This window comes from Mesobacillus boroniphilus JCM 21738 (genome assembly GCF_000517385.1).
Taxonomy (GTDB): domain Bacteria; phylum Bacillota; class Bacilli; order Bacillales; family Cytobacillaceae; genus Mesobacillus; species Mesobacillus boroniphilus.
On the sequence record NZ_BAUW01000038.1, the window covers coordinates 1 to 25,708 of the forward strand.

Annotated in this window: 29 protein-coding genes and 2 pseudogenes; 28 read left to right on the forward strand and 3 right to left on the reverse strand. The window is 41.5% G+C overall.

Annotation, left to right across the window (positions count from 1 at the left end; genetic code table 11):
- Window positions 1-201 precede the first annotated feature (201 nt).
- The 23 genes and pseudogenes from JCM21738_RS24360 to JCM21738_RS11895 all read left to right on the forward strand — a co-directional run bounded on the left by JCM21738_RS24360 (window position 202) and on the right by JCM21738_RS11895 (window position 19,863).
- The gene (locus JCM21738_RS24360) at window positions 202-546 is read left to right on the forward strand and encodes a terminase small subunit (protein ID WP_081742115.1); all 345 of its coding nucleotides are present in this window, start codon (window positions 202-204) and stop codon (window positions 544-546) included.
- A gap of 616 nt (window positions 547-1,162) precedes the next feature.
- On the forward strand, window positions 1,163-2,197 hold the full coding sequence (locus JCM21738_RS11810) for a DUF4011 domain-containing protein (RefSeq protein ID WP_035209408.1): 1,035 nt from the start codon (window positions 1,163-1,165) through the stop codon (window positions 2,195-2,197).
- A gap of 2 nt (window positions 2,198-2,199) precedes the next feature.
- Window positions 2,200-2,985, forward strand: a complete 786-nt coding sequence (locus tag JCM21738_RS11815) for a hypothetical protein (protein ID WP_148296103.1) — start codon at window positions 2,200-2,202, stop codon at window positions 2,983-2,985.
- 62 nt (window positions 2,986-3,047) lie between these two features.
- Entirely contained in the window at window positions 3,048-3,818 is a 771-nt protein-coding gene (locus JCM21738_RS11820; protein WP_148296104.1) for a hypothetical protein, read from the forward strand.
- An 8-nt stretch (window positions 3,819-3,826) separates the two neighbouring features.
- Window positions 3,827-4,570 carry a hypothetical protein gene (locus tag JCM21738_RS11825; RefSeq protein ID WP_035209414.1) on the forward strand — a complete coding sequence of 248 codons (744 nt, stop codon included), beginning with the start codon at window positions 3,827-3,829 and terminating at the stop codon, window positions 4,568-4,570.
- Between the two features lie 298 nt (window positions 4,571-4,868).
- Window positions 4,869-5,633 (forward strand): hypothetical protein, encoded by a 765-nt coding sequence (locus tag JCM21738_RS22445; protein WP_052019666.1) that lies wholly within the window; start codon window positions 4,869-4,871, stop codon window positions 5,631-5,633.
- Window positions 5,634-5,659: 26 nt separating this feature from the next.
- On the forward strand, window positions 5,660-6,925 hold the full coding sequence (locus JCM21738_RS22450) for a PDDEXK-like endonuclease domain-containing protein (protein ID WP_159101426.1): 1,266 nt from the start codon (window positions 5,660-5,662) through the stop codon (window positions 6,923-6,925).
- 692 nt (window positions 6,926-7,617) lie between these two features.
- Window positions 7,618-8,535, forward strand: coding sequence for a PucR family transcriptional regulator ligand-binding domain-containing protein (locus JCM21738_RS25790; RefSeq protein WP_243462994.1), 918 nt, complete (start codon window positions 7,618-7,620; stop codon window positions 8,533-8,535).
- Window positions 8,520-9,143: a PucR family transcriptional regulator gene (locus JCM21738_RS25795; protein ID WP_243462995.1), complete on the forward strand. Its 624-nt coding sequence runs from the start codon at window positions 8,520-8,522 to the stop codon at window positions 9,141-9,143. Before JCM21738_RS25790 ends, JCM21738_RS25795 begins: the two co-directional genes overlap by 16 nt.
- 160 nt (window positions 9,144-9,303) lie before the next feature.
- Complete coding sequence (locus JCM21738_RS11840) at window positions 9,304-9,954, forward strand: aspartate/glutamate racemase family protein (protein ID WP_023614661.1); 651 nt, start codon at window positions 9,304-9,306, stop codon at window positions 9,952-9,954.
- 22 nt (window positions 9,955-9,976) lie between these two features.
- Window positions 9,977-10,333, forward strand: coding sequence for an EamA family transporter (locus JCM21738_RS25800; RefSeq protein WP_243462996.1), 357 nt, complete (start codon window positions 9,977-9,979; stop codon window positions 10,331-10,333).
- A 20-nt stretch (window positions 10,334-10,353) separates the two neighbouring features.
- Complete coding sequence (locus JCM21738_RS25805; protein WP_243462997.1) at window positions 10,354-10,905, forward strand: DMT family transporter; 552 nt, start codon at window positions 10,354-10,356, stop codon at window positions 10,903-10,905.
- Window positions 10,906-11,130: 225 nt separating this feature from the next.
- Window positions 11,131-12,653, forward strand: a pseudogene (locus tag JCM21738_RS11850) (OPT/YSL family transporter).
- 11 nt (window positions 12,654-12,664) lie between these two features.
- Window positions 12,665-13,726, forward strand: a complete 1,062-nt coding sequence (locus tag JCM21738_RS11855; RefSeq protein WP_023614657.1) for an S-methyl thiohydantoin desulfurase family protein — start codon at window positions 12,665-12,667, stop codon at window positions 13,724-13,726.
- A gap of 23 nt (window positions 13,727-13,749) precedes the next feature.
- A complete protein-coding gene (locus JCM21738_RS11860; protein ID WP_023614656.1) occupies window positions 13,750-14,697 on the forward strand; it encodes a DUF1177 domain-containing protein in 948 nt (315 codons plus the stop codon).
- A gap of 59 nt (window positions 14,698-14,756) precedes the next feature.
- Window positions 14,757-15,428 carry an AroM family protein gene (locus tag JCM21738_RS11865; protein ID WP_023614655.1) on the forward strand — a complete coding sequence of 224 codons (672 nt, stop codon included), beginning with the start codon at window positions 14,757-14,759 and terminating at the stop codon, window positions 15,426-15,428.
- Between the two features lie 14 nt (window positions 15,429-15,442).
- Window positions 15,443-16,387 carry an aminopeptidase gene (locus JCM21738_RS11870; protein ID WP_023614654.1) on the forward strand — a complete coding sequence of 315 codons (945 nt, stop codon included), beginning with the start codon at window positions 15,443-15,445 and terminating at the stop codon, window positions 16,385-16,387.
- 29 nt (window positions 16,388-16,416) lie between these two features.
- Window positions 16,417-17,280 (forward strand): NADPH-dependent oxidoreductase, encoded by an 864-nt coding sequence (locus tag JCM21738_RS11875; RefSeq protein WP_023614653.1) that lies wholly within the window; start codon window positions 16,417-16,419, stop codon window positions 17,278-17,280.
- A 19-nt stretch (window positions 17,281-17,299) separates the two neighbouring features.
- Window positions 17,300-17,830, forward strand: a complete 531-nt coding sequence (locus tag JCM21738_RS11880; protein ID WP_023614652.1) for a nitroreductase family protein — start codon at window positions 17,300-17,302, stop codon at window positions 17,828-17,830.
- Entirely contained in the window at window positions 17,802-18,104 is a 303-nt protein-coding gene (locus tag JCM21738_RS11885) for a DUF6092 family protein (RefSeq protein WP_023614651.1), read from the forward strand. The genes JCM21738_RS11880 and JCM21738_RS11885 overlap by 29 nt, the downstream gene beginning before the upstream one ends.
- A gap of 635 nt (window positions 18,105-18,739) precedes the next feature.
- A pseudogene (locus tag JCM21738_RS11890) lies at window positions 18,740-19,302 on the forward strand (recombinase family protein).
- 196 nt (window positions 19,303-19,498) lie between these two features.
- Window positions 19,499-19,642 carry a hypothetical protein gene (locus JCM21738_RS24365; RefSeq protein WP_156315515.1) on the forward strand — a complete coding sequence of 48 codons (144 nt, stop codon included), beginning with the start codon at window positions 19,499-19,501 and terminating at the stop codon, window positions 19,640-19,642.
- 38 nt (window positions 19,643-19,680) lie between these two features.
- Window positions 19,681-19,863, forward strand: coding sequence for a hypothetical protein (locus JCM21738_RS11895; protein ID WP_023614648.1), 183 nt, complete (start codon window positions 19,681-19,683; stop codon window positions 19,861-19,863).
- A gap of 228 nt (window positions 19,864-20,091) precedes the next feature.
- Here the strand turns inward: JCM21738_RS11895 and JCM21738_RS11905 are convergent, their stop codons facing one another.
- From JCM21738_RS11905 to JCM21738_RS11910, 3 genes are read right to left on the reverse strand one after another with little or no spacing between them, the layout of a single operon-like run.
- On the reverse strand, window positions 20,092-20,562 hold the full coding sequence (locus JCM21738_RS11905) for a hypothetical protein (RefSeq protein WP_023614646.1): 471 nt from the start codon (window positions 20,560-20,562) through the stop codon (window positions 20,092-20,094).
- A gap of 26 nt (window positions 20,563-20,588) precedes the next feature.
- On the reverse strand, window positions 20,589-20,744 hold the full coding sequence (locus tag JCM21738_RS24370; RefSeq protein ID WP_023614645.1) for a hypothetical protein: 156 nt from the start codon (window positions 20,742-20,744) through the stop codon (window positions 20,589-20,591).
- Between the two features lie 15 nt (window positions 20,745-20,759).
- Complete coding sequence (locus JCM21738_RS11910; protein ID WP_023614644.1) at window positions 20,760-20,954, reverse strand: helix-turn-helix transcriptional regulator; 195 nt, start codon at window positions 20,952-20,954, stop codon at window positions 20,760-20,762.
- A 434-nt stretch (window positions 20,955-21,388) separates the two neighbouring features.
- Between JCM21738_RS11910 and JCM21738_RS11915 the strand changes: the two genes are divergently transcribed.
- The 5 genes from JCM21738_RS11915 (at window position 21,389) to JCM21738_RS11935 (ending at window position 25,587) form a co-directional block, all read left to right on the forward strand.
- Entirely contained in the window at window positions 21,389-21,580 is a 192-nt protein-coding gene (locus tag JCM21738_RS11915; RefSeq protein WP_023614643.1) for a hypothetical protein, read from the forward strand.
- The gene (locus JCM21738_RS11920) at window positions 21,577-22,659 is read left to right on the forward strand and encodes an FtsK/SpoIIIE domain-containing protein (RefSeq protein ID WP_081742117.1); all 1,083 of its coding nucleotides are present in this window, start codon (window positions 21,577-21,579) and stop codon (window positions 22,657-22,659) included. The genes JCM21738_RS11915 and JCM21738_RS11920 overlap by 4 nt, the downstream gene beginning before the upstream one ends.
- A gap of 58 nt (window positions 22,660-22,717) precedes the next feature.
- The gene (locus tag JCM21738_RS11925) at window positions 22,718-23,356 is read left to right on the forward strand and encodes a hypothetical protein (RefSeq protein WP_023614641.1); all 639 of its coding nucleotides are present in this window, start codon (window positions 22,718-22,720) and stop codon (window positions 23,354-23,356) included.
- 144 nt (window positions 23,357-23,500) lie between these two features.
- Window positions 23,501-23,677 carry a hypothetical protein gene (locus JCM21738_RS24375; RefSeq protein ID WP_023614640.1) on the forward strand — a complete coding sequence of 59 codons (177 nt, stop codon included), beginning with the start codon at window positions 23,501-23,503 and terminating at the stop codon, window positions 23,675-23,677.
- 1,340 nt (window positions 23,678-25,017) lie between these two features.
- Window positions 25,018-25,587 carry an ATP-dependent DNA ligase gene (locus JCM21738_RS11935; protein WP_023614638.1) on the forward strand — a complete coding sequence of 190 codons (570 nt, stop codon included), beginning with the start codon at window positions 25,018-25,020 and terminating at the stop codon, window positions 25,585-25,587.
- Window positions 25,588-25,708: the final 121 nt, after the last annotated feature.

The following is a 25,708-nucleotide window of genomic DNA, read 5'->3' on the forward strand; positions in this document are numbered from 1 at the left end:
AAACGGGTTCTTTTTTCACTTTTTAGGTGAATGACTATTCAATCAAAAGGCTTATTAGATAGATGTTTGTAGCCAATTAAAGATTTTCTATGAATAATTCAGGTATAATTTAGTTATAGAACATACATTTGTATGAAAATGTATTGGAAGTGAAGAAATGGACGGTCTAAATATCAAACAAAAGAAATTTGCTGATTTTTTATTAGGACAGGGAATGCAGCTGAGAGTTATATTCAAGCTGGGTATATGGCTTCAGGAAATTCTGCAGAGGTCTGTGCCAGCCGCATGTTAAGAAATGTTAAGGTTATAGAATACATTCAAAGGAGGAACGAGCGATTGGACACTGAAATAATTGCGGATTTAGAAGAAACAAAGCGGTTCTGGACCACTATCATGCGGGATGAAAATGCGGATATCAGGGACAGGCTTAAGGCTTCGGAATTTATAGCTAAAACAAACGGTGCGTTTATTGAGAAAAAAGAAGTGCTTGGTGGCATTAATAATAAAATTGAATTTGGATTCATTGATCCTACATTGGATGATTAATATTTTTTTCTTGCCTGGCTATATGCTGGGCATTTTTTTGTATATTAGAAGGAATTAACATGCTACCCCGAAGCTAAATCGGGGAATGCATTGTAGTACCTTTTACGCCTTTAGAACTTGCTACGATGCCCTGCATTCACTGCCGCCAATCAAAATCGAAGACAGGGCGGAAAACAAGACAGTTGCTTTATCTGAGGTACAACGAAGCGAGTGATCGTATTGGGACAACTCAAGCGGTAATGCTTGGTTTCTGGGCAGGCTGGATGCCCACAAGAAATGGCGAAAGGGGAAAAATAAGATAATCAAACAACATACCACGTTATTACAACATTGTACTTTACCCTCTTGTCGTTTGCTTTGGCTTCTAAGGCTTGGCGCTCTTGCTGTTTTTTTATTAGTACAAACGAAGATTTGTGATGAAGTGGTAACAACTAGTTATTGTTTTTGTAGCTAATATTTCCCAGATGATTGAGTATAAAAGTATCAGATGGTAAAATATTGTATGGATAATAATGTTTAAATAATAAATTTTTTACATATATTTTTAGAATACATGCTTTTTCAACAAGTACCTTGCTATAGTAAAGGTTAATTCTTAATATGGGTGGGATTTATATTGAACGTCTCCGCTGGCAATGATTTACTTCAAGCCAAGATATTAAAATGGAAGAAAGATTTAATTGATTTAACTAATCGTAATGTACTCTTAAATTTCCGCCCCAAAAAGAGCAACACTATACAGTTTTTTGAAGAACCGCAAGAACTGTTTGATCTTTTAGTGAAAGAATCTAAAAATATAAATGTAGAAGAGTTAAAGAACCATATATTTGAGCAGATTCAAAAAAAGATGAACTTAATAGAAGAAGAACCAGAACAAAGAAAGAAAATCGCAGAAGAGAAGGAGCGGTTTAATAAAATCGTCGGCAAACTACGATTAGACGCTCGTACTCGTTTAAATGAGCAAGGAATACAAACCCTTTATCTTGTTTTTGGGGTGCTCAAGTGGAAAGAGCAAGGGAAAGACAAAGAGTTCTTGAGCCCATTGCTGTTGGTACCTGTGGAATTGTACCGTTCCAGTGCCAACCAACCCTTCCGAATGAAAATGGTTGAGGATGAAATTGTTCTCAACCCTTTCATGGCTCACAAATTAAGGGAGGAAAAAGGCATTCCATTTCCGGAATTAAGCGACCAAGAAGATATGGACCTTGAGAAAATATGGAGTGGGATCACTGAACAAATTGACCATTTAGAAGGGTGGTCTGTTTCACCAGAAATCTATCTATCGTTGTTTTCTTTCAGTAAGCTCGTGATGTATAAAGATCTTGAAAATTACAGAGATTTGCTGGAATCCCATCCTCTTATCGGTAAAATTTCCGGAGTGGAAGCAGATGAAAATGGAGACTTTATGGATTTGTCGTCAGTGCCGGATGAACATGAACTTGATCGTAAAGTGCCGGCCCAAGAGTCATATCTAGTATTAGATGCGGATTCAAGCCAACAACAAGCCATTATTGCTGCTAAGAATGGAGTGAGTTTTGTTTTACAGGGCCGCCTGGGACCGGAAAAAGTCAGACCATATCAAACATCATTGCCGAATGTTTGGCAGCCAACAAAAAGGTATTATTTGTTTCCGAAAAGATGGCAGCACTAGAAGTGGTAAAATCCCGTTTGGAACAGGTCGGGCTAGGTGAATTCTGTTTGGAGCTGCACAGTCATAAAGCAAATAAACGGTCAATATTGGACGCTTTCCAACAGGCTATCAATAATCATCCCAAGCAGAAACAAATTCAACACGAACTGTATTCTAACATCAATCACTTAAGGAATCAGCTTAATACATACTCGGAGAAACTGCACCAGATTCGCGCCCCTTTCGGTAAATCTGCATATGAAATTCATGGAACCTTAGCGAAACTCGATGAAATTCAGGAGATGTTGTTTGATTATGAAATTGATGAATCGACAAATTACGAATATGTTCTGTCTCTCTTAAATAATTTAGAGCGTTTTCGCGGGCGATTGATTTTAACGGAACAGACACCCGTTTGGAAGGGGTTTAAGAAGCCAATTTATAGTCTTGAATTGTCGTCCAAATTAGAATCGTTTCTTCGAGAGTATCTGAAAAATTTAGATGCCCTTATTCACCAGTCGAAATCTATTCATCAAACCTTAGGCTTAAGCAGTGATTCGATTGAGGACGTTTACCAAAACCATAGCATCATTGAAATGGCTAAATATTCACCTAATCCCCCAAAACATTGGTTTGACAACGAATCTATTCAATTGACAATCCAAAAGGCGCGGGAATATCAGGAGAAAATGTCCTCATTTTTAGAGGAGAGATCGTTTCTTTCAACTATCTTTCATCCAGAGATATTAGAAAAGGACATCACCAATATTTTTGTTGAGTTGTTTATGCTTTCAGATGACTTTTTTTAAAGCATTCGGTTCACAAGATGCAAAGGTGCTTATACAAGAGAGAGACATAATTAGGGACACGATTGACCTGGGAAGAGCTTCGTTGCAAACGTTACACGATTTGCGGACGATACCAGATGAATTTGGCTTCCGCCTATAAAAAAATTGGAGGAAATCCATCTTTTAAATGGTCTTATGTCAGTTGTCCTAAAAAAGCCCCGCCCAACCCAGCAGTGTTCGGTGATTTAGAAGGAGTAACTAAATCTATCAATGAGGCAAAGCAAAGGTTTTCGGATTGGGAACAAAAATGGGACATATTGAACCGAAAATATAACCCGTCAATACTTGAACTCGATTTGTATGCTCTGCGGCAAAATATAGAGACACAAGGAAATGATCTTCTACCATTGTTCACTTCCACGGTTCAGTCGGATATTAATGATGATGCACTTTTTAATAAGCAGGTATCAATCCAGGAGCGTATTGCAAAATTTTTGGTGCAAATCCAACAATTCGAGCAAGTCAAACCAATTGTATCTGAATCGTTTGAGACAGAATTATCTAATCTAAAGTCGGTTACAAGATTGAAACCAATATTTGAGTTGATTGCCAAAGACCCGAGGCCAACCCTTTCATGGTTTCAACAGGAACGTCAGAATGAAATTTACAATTTCATTCAGGAGTCAAAAAATATTCATAAGAAGTATCAGCAGGAATTGTCGGCGACATTGGAAATCTACGAGGAAGAAATATTAGATGACCGTACCTTCCAAATGTTAGAGCGGTTTGAAACCACTTATCAATCACCTGTACGGATTTTTAACGGTAGTTCCGTCGAGATCGTAAATGGCTGACTTCCAAATTGAAGCAAAAAGACAAATACGACTTTGAGTCAATGAGTAAACAAGTTCGCTCGGTCAAACGGGTTTTGGAGTATAGAAAGTGGATCGAAGATCATCAGTCGGACTTCAGGACTTATTTTGGAAGGCATTATAAAGGTCTTGAAACCGAATGGAATCGAATTGAAGAATCTTTCTCTGTTTTTCAGGAAATTCAGCAGATGTTCCCAGGTTTCATCATCCCTGCACCTTTAAAAGAAATCTTGATACAATCGACTGGACATTTAGAGCAATTGATTTCAGAATTTGAACGATTAGCAACGATCACCGGTGAGATTAAGGGAATATTGGAAACACTTAATGGGGATTTTCCTAATCTCTTCATGAAACGGAGTAGTCAACCATTAGAGCAATGGCCGATCTCAGAAACAGTTTATGAAATAAAGGAATTGCAGTTAAAACTACAAGCCTTTTACACGAATACCCAAATACTTTTGGATGTTCGAAAACCTGGTACGGTTTCTCGCCTTTCCTTAAAAGAACTGTTAGAGGACATAGGCTTATCATTAGCAGTCATCCACCTGAAAAATGAAATCATAGAAAATGAGCCACAGTTAAAGGAGATCATGGGGTCGTGGTATAAAATGGAACAAACACCTTGGGAAAAGGTGGAGCAGGCGCTCTCAGATATTGAAGCGTTAAGAAATATCACTTCTTATATACGAAAAGTTTCAAACACTTTTAATCGAGGATTCTTTCAAGGATAACGGCCGCCATTCAGAAGTTGAACGGACTTTACAAACATTAGAACAAACGATTCGTGTATTAATTCAAAAAGTTCCGTCCCTTTTTAGAGATTTCAAGAGAGCTGAGTCAAATCAGTGGGAGATAGAAAGCATTGCAGATTGTTTCAAATGGTTTCAGGAGAGTCTCGGACAATGGATAGAACAATACGATATAATAAGCGGATTTTTTAAACGTGATTATATATCGCCATCAGAGTTAAAGGAAGATCTTCAAGTAGCGATTGTCGTTCAGGAGCAGAAGATTGCTCTTGAAGCTGATTTGGATTACTTAAAGGAAACTTTCGGCCATTTCTTTTCTGGGTATACTACTAACTGGGATGTCATTTTTGACGCTTTGGCGTGGATTGAAGAGTGGATAAAGCATTTCTCCCAAGGTGAAGTTCCTGAACGGTTGGTCGCATACATTGCAGAAGGGGTGACCCCTGATCAGAAGCAAGAATTACTTCGGCTTTTCGAAAAAAGCAAAGGGCTTTTGAATCAGCATGAGCAGTTATTCTGTCATCTAGAAACTTATTTTATAAAAGAATCCCTAGTGGTAGATGGTGTGGGGTTACAAAAAAGTTACTTAAACAGGTATTATTCATGGATTAATGAGCGTATTCAATCGATAGAGCAACTGGAGGAATGGATTCGTTATCAAAGATTGGAAATGAGAATAAGAGACTCTCAACTATCTTCTTTCTTAGAACATCTTGAAAACGAAAAGCCTTCAAACGGTACATTCGTACAATTGTTTCAGAAACGATTTTATCGGAAATGGCTGGACCAAATTTATCAAGATGAGGAAACCCTTTATGACTTCGATGCAGAAAGAGCCAATGGAACGATTCTCGAATACAGGGAAAGTGATGAAAAGAGTCTTGATCAGAATGCTATGCGAGTGCAGGAGATATTGGAGCAAAAACGTAAACATGCCATCGATAGTCTTACCTATCGCCGAGAACAAGGGGTCTTACTTCATGAAATCGGCAAAAAGAAGCGGCATCTAGCGATTAGGAAACTGCTTTCCCAAACATCAGCCTAGCTTTGGAATTGAAACCATGCTTCTTAATGAGCCCATTATCAGTCAGCCAATACTTAGATGCAAACGATATTGCTTTCGATGTCGTTATTTTTGACGAAGCATCTCAGATTTTTCCTGAAGATGCGATTGGATCCATTATTCGTGCATCGCAAGTTATTATAGTAGGAGATAACAAACAGCTGCCTCCAACTGATTTCTTTAAGGCTGGGGGAGTAGGGGAAGAATTTGAGGATGAAAACGAAGTAGAGTATGAGAGCATTTTGGATGAGTGTATGTATGTCCTTGAGAATATGAGATTACGCTGGCATTATCGTAGCAGACATGAATCGCTCATCTCATTCTCGAACACCGCCTTTTATTCAAACAGTTTGATTACCTTCCCAAGTTCTGAGCATGGGGATGAACTTGGCGTAAAATTTGCTCACGTTCCAGATGGTTTATATGACCGCGGAGGAACAAGAAGTAACCATAGAGAGGCAGAGGTTACAGCCAAACTGGTTTTTGAACACTTCCGCCTACATCCAAACCGTTCTTTAGGGGTGATCGCGTTTAGTGAAGCTCAAGCGACAGAAATTCGGGAACAAATTGATCGTATGAGACGGAATGATCCTTCCATGGAACAATTCTTTAAAGAAGGCAAACATGATGAGTTTTTTGTGAAGAGTCTGGAGAATGTACAAGGGGACGAACGGGACGTAATCTTCTTCAGTATCGGTTATGGTAAAGCTCCTGATGGAAGCCTTCATATGAACTTTGGGCCGTTAAGCAAAAACGGGGGAGAGCGTCGCTTAAATGTAGCCATTACCCGGGCGAAATACCATGTTAAATTAATCAGTTCATTGTTGCCTCAAGACATTCCATTGGAACGGACACAGAGTATTGGCGTTCACCGTTTACGAGATTATATGGAAATGGCCATGAATGGACACTTGCCAGTATATACATCTTCAAATACCGTAAAGATGTATGATTCCCCATTTGAAGAAGATGTTTACGATGTTCTTGTCGATATGGGGTATGAAGTACACACACAAGTGGGAGCTTCAGGTTACAGAATTGATTTGGCCGTTGTCGATCCACGTAAACCGAATTCATACCTGTGTGCGATCGAGTGTGACGGAAAAACCTACCATAGCTCGAAAGTAGCCAGAGACCGAGACCGTTTACGCCAGCAGGTACTTGAAAATTTGGGTTGGAAAATACACCGGATTTGGTCGCAGGAGTGGTTTAAGAAGCGTAATTTTGAAATAACCCGACTTAAGAATTTATTATCTAATCTTGAAAGTAATTAAAAAAACTAACTTTTTTGCAGAATTATAGGAAAGTGAACCCCCTTGGTTGACAAGGGGGATATTTATTATTGGTTTAACATAATAGAGGGATTTCAAGGATTAGATTAAAGTATACATGTTTACCGTAGAGCTGTTTTAGGAATATGTTCTGAGTCTATTCAAACTGGAAATCGGCTTTTCACTTACTGGTATCATAACTTAAAAGTTTTGACACCAATATGCAAACTCGCTATTAATAAGCTATGTAATGGAGCCATAACTTAGTGCCATAAATAAGGGATTTTATTCGGGTGAAATATGGTTACGCAAGGGTATCAACGACAGAGTAGGTAACGTCATGTGATCCCACCGTGGCATCCAATCGTGAGAGCAACCGAGGGGACCGTGTTACAGGAATGGCACATAATTTAATCAAGAAGAGCAAATCATCCTTTTCAAAGTTCTTTTCAAAATAATTATCTTTTGATTGTTTCATGTCCACTTTTTAGAGTAACCCCATTAGTCTCCTTTTCAGGATCTGAAGCCCGAGAATTATGTTTCGTCTTTTTCTATTAACTAATCAGGTTAGAAAAAAATGGCGCAAAATTTAAAAGGTCAATTAATCAGATAATGTATCGGTCAAAAAGAGTAGTAAAGACTCAGCTTTTGTTATACTGATACTATCTTTTATTAAACATGAAATAGGTGACTAGATGAACCCAGCAGGAATTACAATTAGTGATTTGCTCCGCCTTCCTGTGTTGAAGGATGCAAAGGTCATTAGCGGAGAAAAGGGATTAGATCGTATTGTTTGGTATATAGATATTATGGAAGTACCAGATGTGAAGGGCTGGCTGAGGGAGGGAGAGTTGTTATTAACGACGGCCTATGCCATTCGTGATGATCCGGCATTGCTTCCAAAACTGGTGCAGCTATTGGCTCAGGCCGGCGCAGCAGCCTTAGCAATCAAACCGGAAAAATACATACAGGATATGCCCGTTGAGATGATACAGATCAGCAATGACTTTAATTTGCCAATTATCCAGCTTCCCAGCAGCGCTGCATACATAGATATCATTCAAGCGGTCATGGAACAAATTATCGATAAGCAAGCTTCCCTTTTGAGAAGATCCGAGGAAATATATAAAAAATTAACGACATTGGTACTGGAGAACAGCGGGATTCAAGCAGTCGCAGATAATATAGGCTTATTGTTGGAATCACAGATTTGGCTCCTCGACCAAACCGGTGAAACCATTGTTTCCTCCCCTCAGGGAGCTGCTTATATTCCATCGCCCGATATCAGTTATTGGGATATTACCGTGGATAAACAAATGGTAGGGAAACTCATAATTGAAAAAGAATTATTAGATGAGATGGATATGGTTTGTGTCGAACAGGCACGACTTGTGTTTTCTTTAGAATTAATGAGAAGAAAAACGGCTTTGGATACGGAAAGAAATTTAAGAGGCGACTTTATTGAGGAGCTTTTGACCGGCTTGCCTCTTTCCCAGCAGGAGGTTGTCAATAAAGGCAGACAATTAGGCCTGACTCCTGAAAGTGCATGGGAAATTGTAATCATTGAGGGTGAAGATATCATGGATGAGGATATACCATGCGTCGCCAATTAGGGGGGCTATTGAAGCAAGAGTATCAGAAGCATTCCAATAAATCGCATATACATAAACAAGGAAACCGATTAGTACTTATGCTCTCATCACCATACCAGCTGCAACTGCCTCGAGTGAATGTGAAAACATGGAATGAAATCCTGACCCCATTGTTTAGACAGTTCAAAGGCCTACGAGTTGGCTATGGAGATAAATATCTGTTATGGGAAGTTCAGCGAAGCTATTTAGAAGCCAAGAAAGCAATCATGATTGGTTCTAGCCTGGATAAGACCCAGCAAGTATTCATGTTTGAAGAAATAGAGCTGTTTAATTTATTGTTAGAGGCTTCGGAGAGCGTCAATATGGACAAGGCGGTAGAAAGGAAAATTGGGAAGCTGTGGCAATATGATAGAGATAATGAGACAGATTTTGTAAAAACGTTATTTTATTATCTGTCATCGGACGGGAGTTTAGTCGAAACAGCCAAACATCTGTTCATTCACCGTAATTCGGTCAAGTATCGAATGGATAGGATCGAGGAGATTGCAGACATAAAAATCGATAGCTTCCGTCAAAAATTTGTCTATTTCTTATGCATTTTTTATCATTTGTTTAAAACAACCACCTAAAACAGAGCCTGTTGTGCTGGATGCACAACAGGCTCTGTTTTTTTGGTTGCAGGGGACATTGTTGATCGCCTATTAAATATTTAGAATAATAAATAACATTCAAAACTTTCTTTCAATTCGGAAATTAGAATGCTGACATTTTAGGGAAGGGGCGTTCCGTATGATTGGCGTAATTCGCGTATTTACAACAGACGATCAAGAAGTACTTCAACAGCATGGAAAAGTGATCACAAATTGTTATGGCCTGCCAACAGTAAACAGATGCATACCAGATCAGCCATTAGGCATTTTTAATGATGAGACTGAAGAGAAAGCTGTGCCAAAAATCGTTAAGCTAGGAAAAACATTGGAAAAAGAAGGCTCAAAAGTTTTGGTGATCAGCTGTGCTGCAGATCCAGCCATTGAGGAGCTTCGAAAGGAAGTATCCATTCCTGTCATCGGGGCGGGAAGTGCTGCTGCACTTACAGCTTTGGCTTTAGGACAGCCAGTAGGCGTACTTGGAATCACAGACACACCTCCCGCAGTCATCAGAAACCTGCTTGGAGACTTGCTTGTTGGCTATGCAAGCCCAGAGGGAGTGGGCAATACGACAGATTTAATGACACCTTCCGGCCGTGAAAATGGACTCAAGGCTGTTCAATCCCTTTTGAACCAGGGGGCAAAAGTCATTGTCTTTGCCTGCACGGGTTTCTCAACAATTGGTCTTGCGGATGTCCTGCGGCAAGAAGTAGATGTTCCGATCATTGACGCTGTAGAGGCAGAAGGGTTATTTGCATCACTACTGCTCCGTCAGTCACTTCAAACCATTTAAAAGCTTGCCTTAAGCTTATGTTTTGAAAGAAGGTTTTCCTTTGGTAAGGTCTTATACAATTCTTTTGTTTTGCGTCCTGATATGGGCCGGTAATTATCTTGCCCGGCAGTTTTTGCTTTCTGAGTTTCCGCCATTATTTCTCTCAGCCTTCAGTCTGACCGTTATATCCGTTTTCTTTTTCATTATGGCTTTCGTCACCAAATCATTTGTTCGACTACAGCGGAAGGAAATCGTTATTCTATGTTTGGCCGGTTTGATTGGTCTGGTGGCAAACCAAATCTTTCTCTTTAGCGGCTTGAAATATTCTACAGCCACCAATGCTTCCTTGATTTTCAGCCTTGCTCCCCTTATTACAGCGCTGCTGCTGCCGCCTTACTAAAAGAGAAAATTACAGGAAGAATGATTATCGGAAGCTTAATCGCCATGGCAGGCATTTATCTTGTTTTATCAGTTAAAGGAAAAATTATTTTTAACTTTGGTGATTTGCTGCTACTGGGGGGGACGGCAACATTTGCCTGTAACCTGATCTTTGTACGAATGCTGTCCAAGCGTTTGTCTGCAACGATCATTACAAGTTATAGCTTTATCATCGGTGCTCTCATGTTTGCTCCGTTTGTGATCGGCATGGATATCGAATGGACCCATTCGGTGCAATTCTGGGTATTTGCTTTGATGTCTGTCATCATCGGTCAAGGAGTGACCACAATGATGTGGAATCATGCAATGAACACGGTTGGTGCTGCCAAATCGGCAATTGTTCTGAATTTTCAGCCGCTGATGACAATGCTGCTCGACTATTGGATCTATCACAACATCGTAACGGTTGTGCAAATGATTGGTGCCGCACTTGTCTTCGCTGGTGTTCTGTTAAGCACCATCCAGAAAGGGTTTTTCAAGAAAAAACAAACGGGATTCATGCTGACAGCCGATGAACAAGCAGAGAAGAGATAAACAAACTTGTTAGTATTTTACTCAAATAGAGATAAAAGTTATTAAAAAAGGGCAGGCATCCTTAGGATGACTATAGCTTTATAGGAGCTATTTGATTTAGGGGAAAAATAATTGGGGGGTATTTAAATGAATCACGATCAAAAAGAAAAAGGTCATCCGCGTATATTTGAGCCGGTTGCATTTATTTTGACGTCCGTAACAGCCGTGTTCGGTGCCATTATAGGAATGCAAATAATCACGACCCTTGGTGTGACACCGAACACCTCGATCATCGGTGCTCTAATTGCCATGCTAATTGCCAGAATTCCGATTACGATTTTTAAAAAGTATAAATCGATACACCGGCAGAATCTGGTGCAAACCTCGATATCCTCAGCAACATTCGGCGCAGCAAACAGCTTATTAATTCCAATTGGTATCCCTTTTCTTATGGGGACTCCGGAACTAATTGTTCCTATGCTGATCGGTGCTGCTTTAGCCATGTTTGTAGATGCAGCCGTCCTTTACAAATTATTTGATTCTAAGCTTTTTCCGGCTACCGGGACATGGGCGCCTGGAGCCGCAACGGCTGAAGCAATCCTTGCAGGGGACAAAGGTGGAAAGCGGGCAGGACTTCTCGGTATTGGTACAGGAATCGGTATTTTGGGTGCATTCCTTCATATTCCGATGTCGGCATTTGGGGTAGCATTCATTGGGAATATATGGGCCCTTTCCATGTTTGGTATTGGACTTTTATTCCGTCAATACTCCATTCCATTCTTTGGTGTAGATGTCAGTGCTCTTTACATCCCGCATGGCATCATGATTGGTGCGGGAATTGTCGCTTTGGTACAGGTTTCCATGCTGATTTTTGATAAAGAAAAGCGTTCAGCAGCGCCTCATACCAAGGAAGTCGCAGCAACGCTTGAAGCTGCGGCAGATGCTGAATTCACACGTCCAATCAAAGAGGCAAAAAAAGCGTTATTACTAGGTTTCGTCGCTTATCTCGGCGTAGCGATTATTATTGCTCTGACAGGAGGGATTATGACCGATATGTCTCCTGGAATGCTGATTGGATTCTTATTCTTCGCTGCGTTCGCTGCGTTTGTCCATGAATTAATCGTAGGGATCGCTGCGATGCATTCCGGTTGGTTTCCGGCATTCGCGGTTGCTTTTATTACCCTTCTGATTGGAATGATGATTGGTTTTCCTCCACTAGCACTTGCTTTACTTGCTGGATTTAGCGCAGCAACCGGTCCGGCATTCGCGGATATGGGTTATGACTTCAAAGCAGGTCATATTTTGAGAGGAAACGGGAAAGACAGAGATTATGAGAAGGAAGGCAGAAAACAGCAGTATATTACTGCCATGATTGCTTTTGGTATTGCCCTTCTGACTGTTCTTGTGACTTATAAAGGATATTTCGCTCAAAACCTGGTACCGCCAATTGATGCAGTCTATGTTTCTACTATTAAGGCTGGAGCATCATCAGAAGTTGCTAGACAATTATTGCTATGGGCCATCCCAGGAGCGATTCTCCAATTGATTGGCGGTCCAAGCCGTCAGCTAGGTGTATTGTTTGCAACAGGTCTCCTTATTTTAACTCCTTATGCCGCTTTGCCGTGTTAACAGGGATCTTGATCCGCTTGATCTGGAAGAAAGCAAAAGGGAAAGAAGCTGATACACCAATGAGTATTCTTGCAGCAGGATTTATTGCTGGTGATGCATTATTCAGTTTCTTCAATTCTGTATTTAAAATTGGGAAATGAGGCGAGTAAATTTGGCAAAAATTAGACTAGACGAAAAAGCAGTAGAGTATGCAGTTTACGGTGGAGCAGTCCTCGGCGGAGGGGGCGGAGGCTGGATTGAAGATGGTCTCCAAATCGGCAAGCTGGCTTTTGAAATTGGCCAGCCTGAGCTTATTACAGTGGATGAACTGCAAGATGAGGATTTACTTGTAACCGTGTCGCTGGTTGGTGCACCTGCTGCGAAAGATAAGTATGTGAAGCCGATTCATTATGCGAAAGCATTGGATATTCTTTCTCAAAAAATCGGAAGTCCAATTCAGGGCATCATTACAAACGAAAACGGTGCGGGTACTACAGTGAATGGCTGGTTTCAATCGGCCGTTACAGGCATTCCCGTAATCGATATTCCATGTAATGGGCGGGCACATCCAACAGGCTCGATGGGATCGATGAATTTATCCGAGCAGCCGGATTATGTATCCCATCAGGCAGCAGTCGGTGGAAAAGGTTCTAACTATATGGAATTAAGTATCTCAAGTTCACTTGACAAGGCATCAACTGTCATTCGTAAAGCATCGATCGAAGCAGGTGGTCTGTTAGCAGTTGCAAGAAATCCGGTTTCTGTGGCATACGCAAAGGCAAATGGTGCTGCTGGAGCCATTCAGCAGGCGATTGAGGTAGGGGAAGCACTGTTAAGCCATAAAGGAGAGGCAGCCATTCAAGCCGTCATAAGCAAGCTGGGCGGTAAAGTGGTTGCAGAAGGAGACGTTACAGATTTCATCATTGAAACGACTGGCGGCTTTGACGTAGGAACAGTGACAATTAATAACTCCTATGAAATGACCTTTTGGAATGAATATATGACCATTGAAAAGAATGGCGATCGATTTGGAACATTCCCAGACTTGATTATGACGCTGGATGCAAAAACGGGAAAACCAATCGTATCCGCTGCGATTGAAAAAGGCCAGCAAATTGCTGTCATTTCGGTTCCAAAGGAGAATCTGATCCTGAGCAGTACGATGAGAAATGAAAAGTTAATGAAACCTGTTGAAGAGATTATCAAGAAATCTATCATTCCTTATATCTTTTAAACTTACTAGAGAGGAGCTTATTTATGGTACTTAAGCAAACGTTAACAGTGTTGGAAACATTAGATAGTGCATATGTAACAGGAGAAAATGTTAAAGAATTATTCAATCAGTTTCCGGATGTCGAGGTAACCGTTACGACGGTCACTGGTAATAAAGGGAGCACGGATTTTATAAAGATTGTGATTCCAGGTACAAATGGTAAAACAAAGGGTGGCAGCATACCTACTTTTGGAATTATCGGGCGGCTTGGCGGCATCGGTGCCCGCCCAAGCCGTATCGGTCTGGTATCCGATGCTGACGGTGCTGTTGCAGCCGTTGCATCAGCGTTAAAGCTGGCTGAAATGCAAACGAAAGGGGATAGCCTGAAGGGCGACGTGATCGTTACAACACATATTTGCCCTGATGCTCCTACTCTTCCACATGAACCCGTAGACTTCATGGATTCTCCAGTAGATATCTTGACGATGAATAAATACGAAGTAACGGCTGAAATGGATGCCATTATTTCAATTGATACAACCAAGGGGAACCGGGTAATCAACCATAAGGGGATTGCCATATCTCCTACCGTAAAAGAAGGATACATCCTTCGTGTCAGCGATGATCTACTCCGTATCATGGAAATGACAACAGGACAATTTGCTGTTACATTCCCAATTACTATGCAGGATATTACCCCTTATGGGAACAATCTCTACCATATTAACTCGATTCTCCAGCCTGCGGTAGCGACAGATGCTCCTGTAGTAGGAGTAGCGATAACGGCTCAATCTATCGTTCCTGGATGTGGAACAGGTGCCAGCCATGAGACGGATGTTGCGGATGCTGTCCGTTTCGCCGTTGAAGTTGCTAAAGAAACAACTAATGGCACATGCGTGCTTCATAGCAGCGATGAATTTAATAGGATCACAGAGCTCTATGGTTCTATGAAAATGCTGCAGACGATGGGCAAAAAGGCTTCTCATCAGTGAGGTGATGGTGGGAGGTAACCCTCCCTCTTTCTGTATTTGAAAAACAGGGGCGTGAAAACATGGAAAAACTAGGGATGATTACAATCGGCCAGGCGCCGCGCAGTGATATAGCTCCAATTTTAGAGAAATATCTCGACGGCCGTGCCGAGCTGGTCCAAGTTGGTGCACTGGACGGACTAACAAAGGAATATATCGAGCAGAACTTATATCCAGAAATTAATGAATATGTACTCACTTCAAGGCTGGTGACTGATGAATCCGTTATCATGTCCCGTGAGAAAATTAAACCTCTTTTGCAGCTGAAAATTGATTTTCTTGAGGAAAGGGGCATAACTAAGATTCTTTTACTTTGTACAGGAGTTTTTCCGGGTCTCACAACAAAGAGCTCCTATCTGATTGAACCAGATCATATCATTCCTCCAACTGTAAAGGCACTGGTCGGGAATCGTCGATTTGGGGTGATCGTACCTCTCGAAGAGCAAAAGGACCTTCTGCAGCCGAAGTATTCCCCTTTCGGCTTAGATCCTGCTTTTGGGGTTGCCTCACCTTATAAAAATGATATGGAAAGCTTTGAACAAGCTGCAAATGAGCTAAAAGACGAGGTTGACATTATCTTGCTGGATTGCATGGGTTACACAGAGCAGGCAAGGGACATGGTAGCCAAATCAACTGGTCTGCCGGTCATCCTGTCTAATGCCATGATGGCAAAATTAGTATCAGAAATGGTTTAAAAAGGGTGGTAAAGATGCTCGAGCAAATGATTCAAATTAGTCAGAATGTACTAGAAAAATGCCTTGGATTGGAGGGAAAGGAAGCTTTTGTAGTGGTAACAGATGATGTGAAGAAGGAACTTGCCGAATCTCTGTATGAAGCAGGAAAACGGCTGGGCGCAGAAGCGATGCTTATGGTAATGTCGGAGAGAGAACGATCGGGCCAGGAACCGCCAGCTCCCGTTGCCTCTGCCATGATGCAGGCGGATGTTGTCGTTTGTATAACCGAACACTCATTGACTCATACACAGGCGCGTAAGAAGGCTGCCGCTGCAGGGGCAAGAATAGCCACAATGCCAGGGATTACAGAAGATATGTTTCTAGAAGGTGCCATTTCAGCCGATTATTCAAAAGTTAAAGATTTAACAGAAAGCGTTACAGAACTCCTGACTGCCGGCAAGACAGTTCGAATTGAAAAAGACGGTTATGTTCTGTCTTTTTCCATTGCAGGCCGTAATGCAATACCGAGCACAGGATTGTATTTAATTCCTGGTGAATCCGGAAATCTTCCTTCTGGGGAAGCGTATATTGCCCCTGTTGAAGGAACAGCATCTGGCCGCATTCTGATTGACGGCTCTGTTGCGGGAATAGGGCGTTTAGATTCCCCTTTACTGTTAACCATTGAGAATGGGCGGATTGTTGAAGCTAAAGGAGAGGCAGGAGCCAAACTCCTTGAGATATTAGGGGATGGCGATGGCAGGCTTCTTGGAGAATTCGGAATTGGCACGAATGATAAAGCCAGAATTACCGGCGTTGTCCTGGAAGATGAGAAAGTCTATGGCACTATTCATGTGGCTTTTGGCAGCAATAACACGTTTGGCGGGACGTTATCAGCAGGTGTGCACATTGATGGAGTCGTTAAAAAGCCAAATATCTATATTGATGATCAAATGATCATGGAAAACGGTGAATTAAAATAGATTTCGTGCATACCAAGGGGGATGTTCTTTTGAGTAAGACACTTTATAGTGCAACACGATTGGAACTGGAAGGGGTTACTCTGCCGGAAAATATTTTGAACCAGACGATTGAGCTCCTTACCGCCCATGAGTCGGTTCGGGGATTTCTGCCAAAACCGCTTCCTAACGGAATGCTGGAAGCCATCACGACAGCTGCAAGAAGTGCTCCTACATCGTCCAACTTGCAAGCTTATAGCATCATCATCATTCAAGATGAACAACGCAAAGGTAAATTAGCAGCGTTATCAGGCAGCCAACATTTCATTAGGGAAGCACCCGTATTTCTTGTTTTTTGTGCAGACATCTATAGGTTAAAGCATGTAACGGCATCACAGGGATATAAGTTTGCTGCGAATACGCTCGAAATGTTTCTTCTCTCTGCTGTCGATGCAGCGCTAGCCCTGCAAAATTCCATAGTCGCCGCTGAATCGCTCGGCCTCGGCAGTGTTCCTGTTGGGTCGATCAGAAACGATCCTGAAGCAGTGGCTGATGAGCTTGGGCTTCCTGAGGGAGTTTTTGCGGTTTCAGGATTAGCAATTGGCTTTGAACGGGAGGGAGTTAGAAGAGGGGTAAAACCACGGCTTCCCGAACAAGTAACCGTCCATCATGAGACTTACTCAACTACAAATCTTGAAGAAAACTTGGCAGAGTATGACCAGATCATGATTTCACGAAGAACGTATGATGGGCGGAGGGTTTCTCTCGCAGGAGAGCCTGAAAAACACGGGGTTGAATATGGATGGCGAGAGCATACTGCACGGAGATGCACTCGCCCTGAAACGATAGCTGCTTCTGCAAGTTTAAGAGAAAATCTAAGGAAAGTCCTGGAAGAGCGGGGTTTTTCATTTCAGTAGTACGGGGTGAATGAGAAAAATGGAAGTTTTAGATGCGGTTAAATCAAGGCGCAGTGCCCGGTCATTCGATCAGCGTGCACTTCCGTCAGAAATTATCGAGGGAATCGAACATGCTATCCTAAGTAGTCCTTCAGGGAGCAATGCACAGGAATCCCATTTTGTTATTGTGCAAGAACAAGACCAAATCAAGCGGCTTAAACGGTTTGCACCCGGGTTATCAGGAGAGCCGGCTGCAATCGTCGTGTTATGCTCCAACGGGACAGAGGCGCTCATCCGGGGCGGGGCTGATACAGCTGAGGTTCTTCGGTTTGTGAATCTTGGCATTGCAGCAGCATATATCCTATTGGCCACACATTCACTTGGAGTCGCTAATTGTCCTGTAAGATCATTTCATCCGAAGGCTGTCAAACAGGTACTTGGACTGCCGGAAGAAGTTGAACCGGAACTTTTGATCAGCCTGGGGTATACGGACCAGCCTCCGCGGCCTAAAACGAGCAAACCTGCACAGGAGGTAATCTCATATGACCAATATGGAAGCTACAAAGACTAAAGAAGAAGTGATTGAACATCTACTTGACTATGTCGCCTATACCTTGACTAGCGCCAAAGGTCTCTATAGGGAGCCTCAGAGCTACGGTGCAATGAGAATGGTAGATGCAATGGAAAGGGCGCTCCGCCTGCTGAAAGAAGTGGGAATAGAAGATGAAGTCCTTGAAGACGCACTTTCTGCAGTCAGGAAAGACAGATGGCGTGCCATGACGGATAAAGAGGGATTTGGAAAGGCAATTGATGATTCCATACTGAATTTGGTAAACATCAAATAGGCGTAAAAAGTTAGCATAATAAAATTATGAATAGACTCTAACCCACAGTCTAAATATAAGTGAATGTCCGCTTAACTTGGAAAAGGCTGGTTTTCGCTCAAGAACTGCGCATTTTCGCTCAGATGAATATCGTTTATGATCAGGGTAGGTCTGTTTCCGCTCATAAATGAGTAGTTGAATAAGCATGGGTTATTTTTGACCACATTCTGACCACCAAACATATATAAGAGTAAATTATCAAGTTTTTATTAAACAGAAAAAAGCCCGATAAATCAGGCATTCAGTAAATCATTTTATTCCCAGTTTCTTCATATTTAATATATAAATAAAAGAACGTAAAAAATACGGTCCAAAAGTGGTCGTTGTACACCTAAGTTCTAAAAGCATTAAATCGTAACGCTAAAAAGGCTCTAACCGAGATGGTTAGAGCCTTTTTATTTATAGTAGCTAGGAAGATAAAACTATATAATCAATCGTTTCATAAACGATTATTTATGAAACGGTAAGATTGCGTAATGCCATTCCGTCGGTATGTCGCTAGTGAATCGTATCAAAAAACAGTATCGTTTCATAGTTGCTAAATAGTACCGTTTATGATACGTTAGCTATAACGGAATGAAACGGAGTGATACGGTATGAAAATAGGATATGCCCGCGTAAGTACGCAAGATCAAAATCTCGACATGCAAATCGATGCGTTGAAGGCGGCTGGTTGTGAACGGATATACACGGAGAAAAAAAGCGGTAAACGGGACGACCGGCCGGAGTTACAACAATGCCTGAATGCACTCAGAACTGGAGACACTCTAGTCGTTTATAAGCTCGATAGGTTAGGGCGATCAACTTTTAAGCTGCTGGAATTGACCGCAGGATTCGATCGCGAAGGCATTGATTTCGTTTCGATTGTGGACGGTATTGACACGACTACGCCAGTCGGACGTTTCTTTTTTCGTACGATGGCCAGCATCGCAGAACTAGAACGTGATATTATCGTCGAGAGAACGCAGGCCGGACTAAAGGCGGCACGAGCAAGAGGTCGGTAGGTGGACGCCCTAGCACACCGAAGAAGGACGTTGAACGTGCGCTGAAGCTGTACGATAGCAACGAGTACAGCGTGCCGGAAATCGTCGAAATGACAGGCGTCAGCAAGCCAACGATATACAGGGCGATAAAGAAACGGGAAGGGTCGGCGCGATGATGCCGGCTCTTTTTTATGCCGGGGGGCTATCCGGCGAAAACCTGCGTACCTGCTGGCGAATCATTGCGAATGCAAATTTTATTTTCCCGGGGTAAAACGGAAGCCCAGGCGAAGAAATTTACCGCACCAAAAATTTAGAATCCGAGGGTTCAACGCTACTTTATTCGGAAAGACTGGCCGTAGAGGTGATCCGTCAATGAAAGAATACAAGATTGAAAAAGCTACTATATTCGTTGAATCAGCGCTTTTGGATATGTCGGAAGAGGATGCGAAAAAGTGGGTGGAAGAGGAAATGGCGAAAGGCAATCCGCTATTAAAAAAGATCGACCCGAGTTGTTAACGAATGTTATAGAGAGCGCATGGCACGGGAGAGAGCTCATGAGAATAGTAACAATTAATAATACACCATTTGAAGTAACTGAGGACGAAAATAAAATATTCTATAAGGATGTATCCGAATCCAAAAATAAGTCACATTTCTCGTTTATTAAAAATGAAGAAGACAATAAAGAAGCTGGATTGGGGCTCAAAATATTTTTTAGCGAATTATTCCGAGATTAAATTTGAGGTGATTGTATGCATAGAAAAGAATATAACTTCGAGGGTACACGCGTTATAATTCATTCACCAATAGCGCATTTATCAGACGAAGAAAGGGGGGAATACTTACGTACAGAATTAGCGAAAGGTAATCCGATATTAAAAGAAATCGAAAAGGCGGTTATCGATTGTTGGAGACTAAAACAAAAAAGCTACGGTGATTAGGCCGTAGCGGTAAACATTTAAAACTTATATCTTTACTTTTATTTTTAGGCATTTATTTATTTCGTCTTTCTTTTCATTATTAAAATGAATATAATCATACCTGGAATCAGAATGTGCTGATAAAGAATTTGATAATCCAATAAGGTTACTGATAGCATCTTGAATGTTTTCTTGTTTCGGTATAAAACCAAGAGAGGAGAACAACGAATATAAAGGCACGACTTGTACAGTTCCTTGTAATTCGCTCGCTAATGTCCGAGTCTTTGTACTTACATCCATAATTGCTTTTCGTAGCTCCTCATTCTCATATAATTCTTTTGTTTCAACGACATTTGAAAACCTATAAGCATATAAGACAAGATGACTGGAGATTTTTCCTATCACTTTTCGAACCTCAACCATTGGCTCTAATATGAACTTTAAAAAGAATTGACTTAAAATAAAAAGAAATAAACCACTAAACACTGTAATTAAAACTGTCTGAAATTGAGCCAACTTCTAGTCCCTCCAATATAAAGGATTTAACGTATTACTTCGCCTAGAATCCATACGATGGCAATCAAGACGATCCATCCACCTATAAATTTCCGAAAATCTTTATCTTGAATCAAGAAAAAGAAAGCAAAACCAGGGCCACAGAATAAAACGATTAAAATTATACCCCAAAAATCATCCATGTAATTGACTCCTGTTTATCTAAATTTATATAAATCATCTACTTTACAACCAAGTAGCCCTGCAAGTAAAAATGCCTTATCGATCGGTATTAAACTATGCCCTGTTTCATAGTTCCGAAATTGCTTTACACTAACCCCTAATCTATCTGCGATAAAACCCTTCTTCAGCCCGCTATTTTTAACCAATTCTTCGATTCGACAAATAAACATAATATCACCCAATATATGTATTCGCTTCAACAGAAGCTTTACCCTTTGAGAATTTTTATTCGAATATACAAGCAATTTAATTTCCGTTTTTGCATAGGCTATTAACACGAAAGCGACAGTGTAGTTTAACGAACGCTGGCACACTTTCGGAAGTGTTTCGTCATTCTATCGTAACCACACTCGTACAAGTAGAAACGGCAATATAAAGCGATTTTAGAAATCTGTTAAAGAATGAGCGAAGCGGGAAGGGAAGGAGGGGAGCGAGAGGGGAGGAAACCAAAAAAGCCACACACCTGACCAGGGCGTATGACTTCTTAGGAGGTATTTCTATGAAGATAATAATGTTGTGGTCTTTAGAGCCGAGATAACCAAAAAGCGTATATAGGGGAAATCCCTAAGAACAGTGAACGTTAAATGAACGAGGAGGAATCATCATGTTATTTACACCAACATTATTACTGGCCGGAGGGGCAACGCTCGTCTTGGCTGCGGTCGACAAGACGCTCGAAGATACGGGCTATCATTTAGTCGGAACTATTCTGCGCACTGCTATACCGATTGCGGCGTTTGCTGCCGGTATCTACTTTATCGAAACGAATCCGCTGCTTCATTGGTTAGGCCGATGAATTTGCGCCTGACATTGGCGAAGCTAAACGCTCGCCGTAAGTTAATTAAGACGTTTAAGAGTGCCGGCATCTATCGCACGATTGAAGGCGTAGAAAACGACCGCTATATCTATCCGAAAATCCACGATGTATCCATTTCCGATAACTTTACGCGACTAGTATTCTCACTACCTAACGGCCTCGATCCGAAACTTATAACGAAAAACTACTTCGCATTCCAACAGTTTTACGGCAAGAATATCGAAATAAAGGGCGAGATTAAAACGTTTGAATTAATCGTCTATCAGCACGCACCTTCTAGCGACTTACCTTACGACTATGAAGCTATTAAGCCGCATATTGACCGTCATAAGCTCGGAATAGTTTGCGGCCAGGACAGAAACGGCCGTTATGTCGCTTTTGACCTTCTGAAGCACCCCCATATTTTAATAGCTGGCGAAACGGGCAGCGGTAAGTCAACACAGCTTCGTTCTATATTAACAACGCTCATAATGACGAAAAAACCGAGCGAATTAGAACTTTATCTCGGCGATTGTAAACGGCAAGAGTTTCATATATTTCGCAAGGTAGAACATGTCCAGGAGGTTTATAGTAGCGCTCGTGACATTAGCTCTATGTTGCGGAAGGTCAGATCGGAAATGGATCGGCGCAGTAAATTAACGGAAGTCTTCGAGGTAAGCCACGTCGACGATTTGCCGTCCGGCGAACGTGTGCCGTATATCATTGTCTGCATTGACGAGTTTGTAATGCTTCGGAATGACGCAGAGATTATGTATATTTTAACGGAGGTTGTAGCGATAGGCAGGTCGCTCGGTGTGCTGGCTATTCTGTCGATGCAGCGGCCGAATGCAAAGGTGCTCGATACGACTATTCGCGCGAATCTGACCGTCAGCATGGGCTTTAAATTGCGCGATGCTATCGAATCAAAAATCGTGAATACGCCTAATGCTCATTTAATCGAAACGGCTGGCCGGTTTGTAATGAATAGCGACAAACTTTACGAGCTGCAAGCGCCTTACCTCGAAATGGAGGAAGCGAAGAAGTTATTAAATCCGTTCATGATTCAAAAGGAAAAGTGAAGGACGTAACGCCAAAAGAGGAAGTACCGAAACAATTAACCGAGGAGGATGTATTCGGATGTTAACGAAGAGGGATAAAGAGGTTCTGAAGGATTTGCAGAGGTTTCGATGCATGGATCGCGACTCAATAGCCGAATTACATTTCGGAGGGCTGAAGCATCCGGTTCATTCGGCCAATAACGTTATGCTGCGTCTAATGCGTGACGGAGAAGTCACACGGTCGAATATATATACACCTTTCGTTTACTTCCCGGCTGAGACACAGATAAAGAAGAACGGCCAGAAGGTTCACCATTTCCTCGCGATCCTGGACGTATACAAGGAGCTGCGCAGACTTGGCGACCTTGGAACGTTCCTTGTCGAACCGAAATACGGAAAGAAGGGCGTTGCCGAGCCGGACATTTATTGCCAGTATCGACGCACCGGTTTCTTCGTAGAGGTACAGCGCACCATATACAGCGAAAAGCAAATGCGCGATAAACTCGACCGCTATGTCGACCTTTATAACTCCGGTATTATGGCCGCACCGTTTCCGCATGTGTTAATTCTCGCCGATCATCGGTACGCAATAGAGGGCAATTATCCTTTTCGCATATTCCAGGCGAATTCATTTACCGAATTTGTTCAATCGCTGAAGCCGCAGCCACAACCGGTAAACCAGGTAGTATCCTCTACTGTTAAAATTAAAATTGGATAGGTCATCCGTGAAAGTTAAGATTACCTTATGTTTTCGTGGTAGTGTAAATAAAATGCACAAAAAATTGATTCTATTGACTTTTTTATTAAAGGGTTACTTTAGTTTTGGAAACAAATTAACATTTAAGAAATGGGGAATGGAGAAATGAGTTTTGTTTCGATAGCGGTAACTGAGGGGTTGTTTATTACTGTTATGTCAGACGGAAGAGTTAATCACGAAGGAGCCATACTCCGTGAGGAATATCAAAAGTTTGCCATACTAGGGAACGGAAATGCTTTGTCAGTATTACAGGTACAAGAGAAAAAGGAGAGGAAGCAATAAAAATTGTAAAGGAATGGTATGATAAGGAAACCCCTTTGGTTGGATTATCACACGGCTTGCAAACTATTTTATCCAGGGACATCCCTCATTCAGTTCATCCACATATCAAATTAAATATGACAATAGGTGGACTTTCTAATGGACGTATGGAGGTTTATACACGGGGTAGTGGGACTCTTTGAAGGAAGGCGCAGTCGGTTGGTGGGCTCGGTTATATTGAATGTCGACTTAACAACGACTTGCAATGAAAGTTAAATATGAACGGTATAGGTGAATAATAAAAGGCAATAAAATATAACCAGAAATAGGCTATAATTCATTGCCGGTTTGTTTATTTTGGAAGAACACAAGTTTCTAAGAAAGAAATACCATAATCATTTAAGGTGAAAGACCCTCTTTAACATCGAACCTCGGAACTAAGCGAAATGCTTAACTAAATAAACACGGTCGCCTGCGAAATATTGCGGGCGGACAACGGCTGGCACTGCGATAGAAAACGCACTGGCTCCGCATGGTACATACGTGGATATTCTGAGCGCTTTAAATAAAGACGTCCTTGCATCGCAGTAACTATTCGGTGGTTGGGAAATTAAGAGATAAATCTAAATCGGGCACTTCAAAAAAACGGTGAAGTCTTATATTTATATTCGTATGTTGAAGCGCTCGACTGCTCGGAATGGCTGTCAACAAATTAATTAGGAACTTATACCTATACCGAAATTAGGTTACAGCACATATTTATAGGTAAAATCCTATATATGGAAATGGGGGTTGTTTAATGAGTAAATACCGTCCTACACAACTTTCTAATTGTCAACCTAATTGCAGATCTTGTACTTATGCGGGATTGTCTTATAGCCATGGAACTACCAAATGTATTGAAGGAATATACCAGATTTGTGATGATGGAACATGGGAAAATGCAGGGCTAGGTAGCTGTTTCTCAGCGCTAAACCCTTGCTATAATACTCCGCCTCTACCTAATTACATGCCATCCGCACCAACAAAATGCCAAGCTGTTTCACCAGATGATCTAAGGAATAGTATTTTACACTGGACATATTTTTGGACATATAATCTGGGACAGGGGTGGATGTTCCTTAAGAATGTTGCATATAGTCCTCAATACCAAAAATGGTTTGTATACGGGTGTATATGGGTGTATTATCCTTCTGGGTGGATGCTTGAATATCGTAATCTTCCTCTAGAGGAAATTTGTGCTTATCATACAGATCCAACAATTACAACTTCTGATATACCAATAGGATAAGATGCTTCCATTAAACGTTAATAGTCCGGAAGTCCTAGCTGTAGTATAATTAAAGGCGAGGTGAATTGTGTTGTTCATATCGCCAATGCTTTTGCATAAAGCGGATGAGCCGTTCGACAACCTGGATTTCATTACCGAACTGAAGCTCGACGGTATCCGCTTAATATATTCGGTCGATGACGCAGGCAAAGTCCGTCTGTACTCGCGACATAACAATGAAATAACCGCTAAGTTTCCGGAACTGCATTCGCTCGACATTCCGCCTGGTACTACTCTGGACGGTGAATTAATCGTCAGCGATAACGACGGAAAGCCGGACTTCGAGGCGGTAATGAGTCGCTTTATGAGCCGGAAAGATAAGACGCCTATTTCATTCGTTGCCTTTGACGTAATTCAGCACGAAGGAAAGCGCGTTACTAATCTGCCGTTGCTAAACCGAAAAGAGATACTCGCGGACTTAGTACCGACTGATTCCGCTTTACTTTCGAAAGTTCAATTCGTTGAAGGACACGGATCTGCGTATTTCGATGCTGTGTGCTCTCAATCTCTTGAAGGAGTCGTGCTGAAGCGAAAAGACAGCGGTTATCAGGTCGCTAAACGGTCAACGGATTGGCTGAAGGTTATTTTAACTATACTATAATATTAAGAGGATACTATGTTTAAAATGTAACATGTATTCTCTTTTTTTATACAAGAAGTAATTATTAAATTTACCTAAAAAATAATGTACAGTATGTATATAATGTTATCATTCAGGGGGA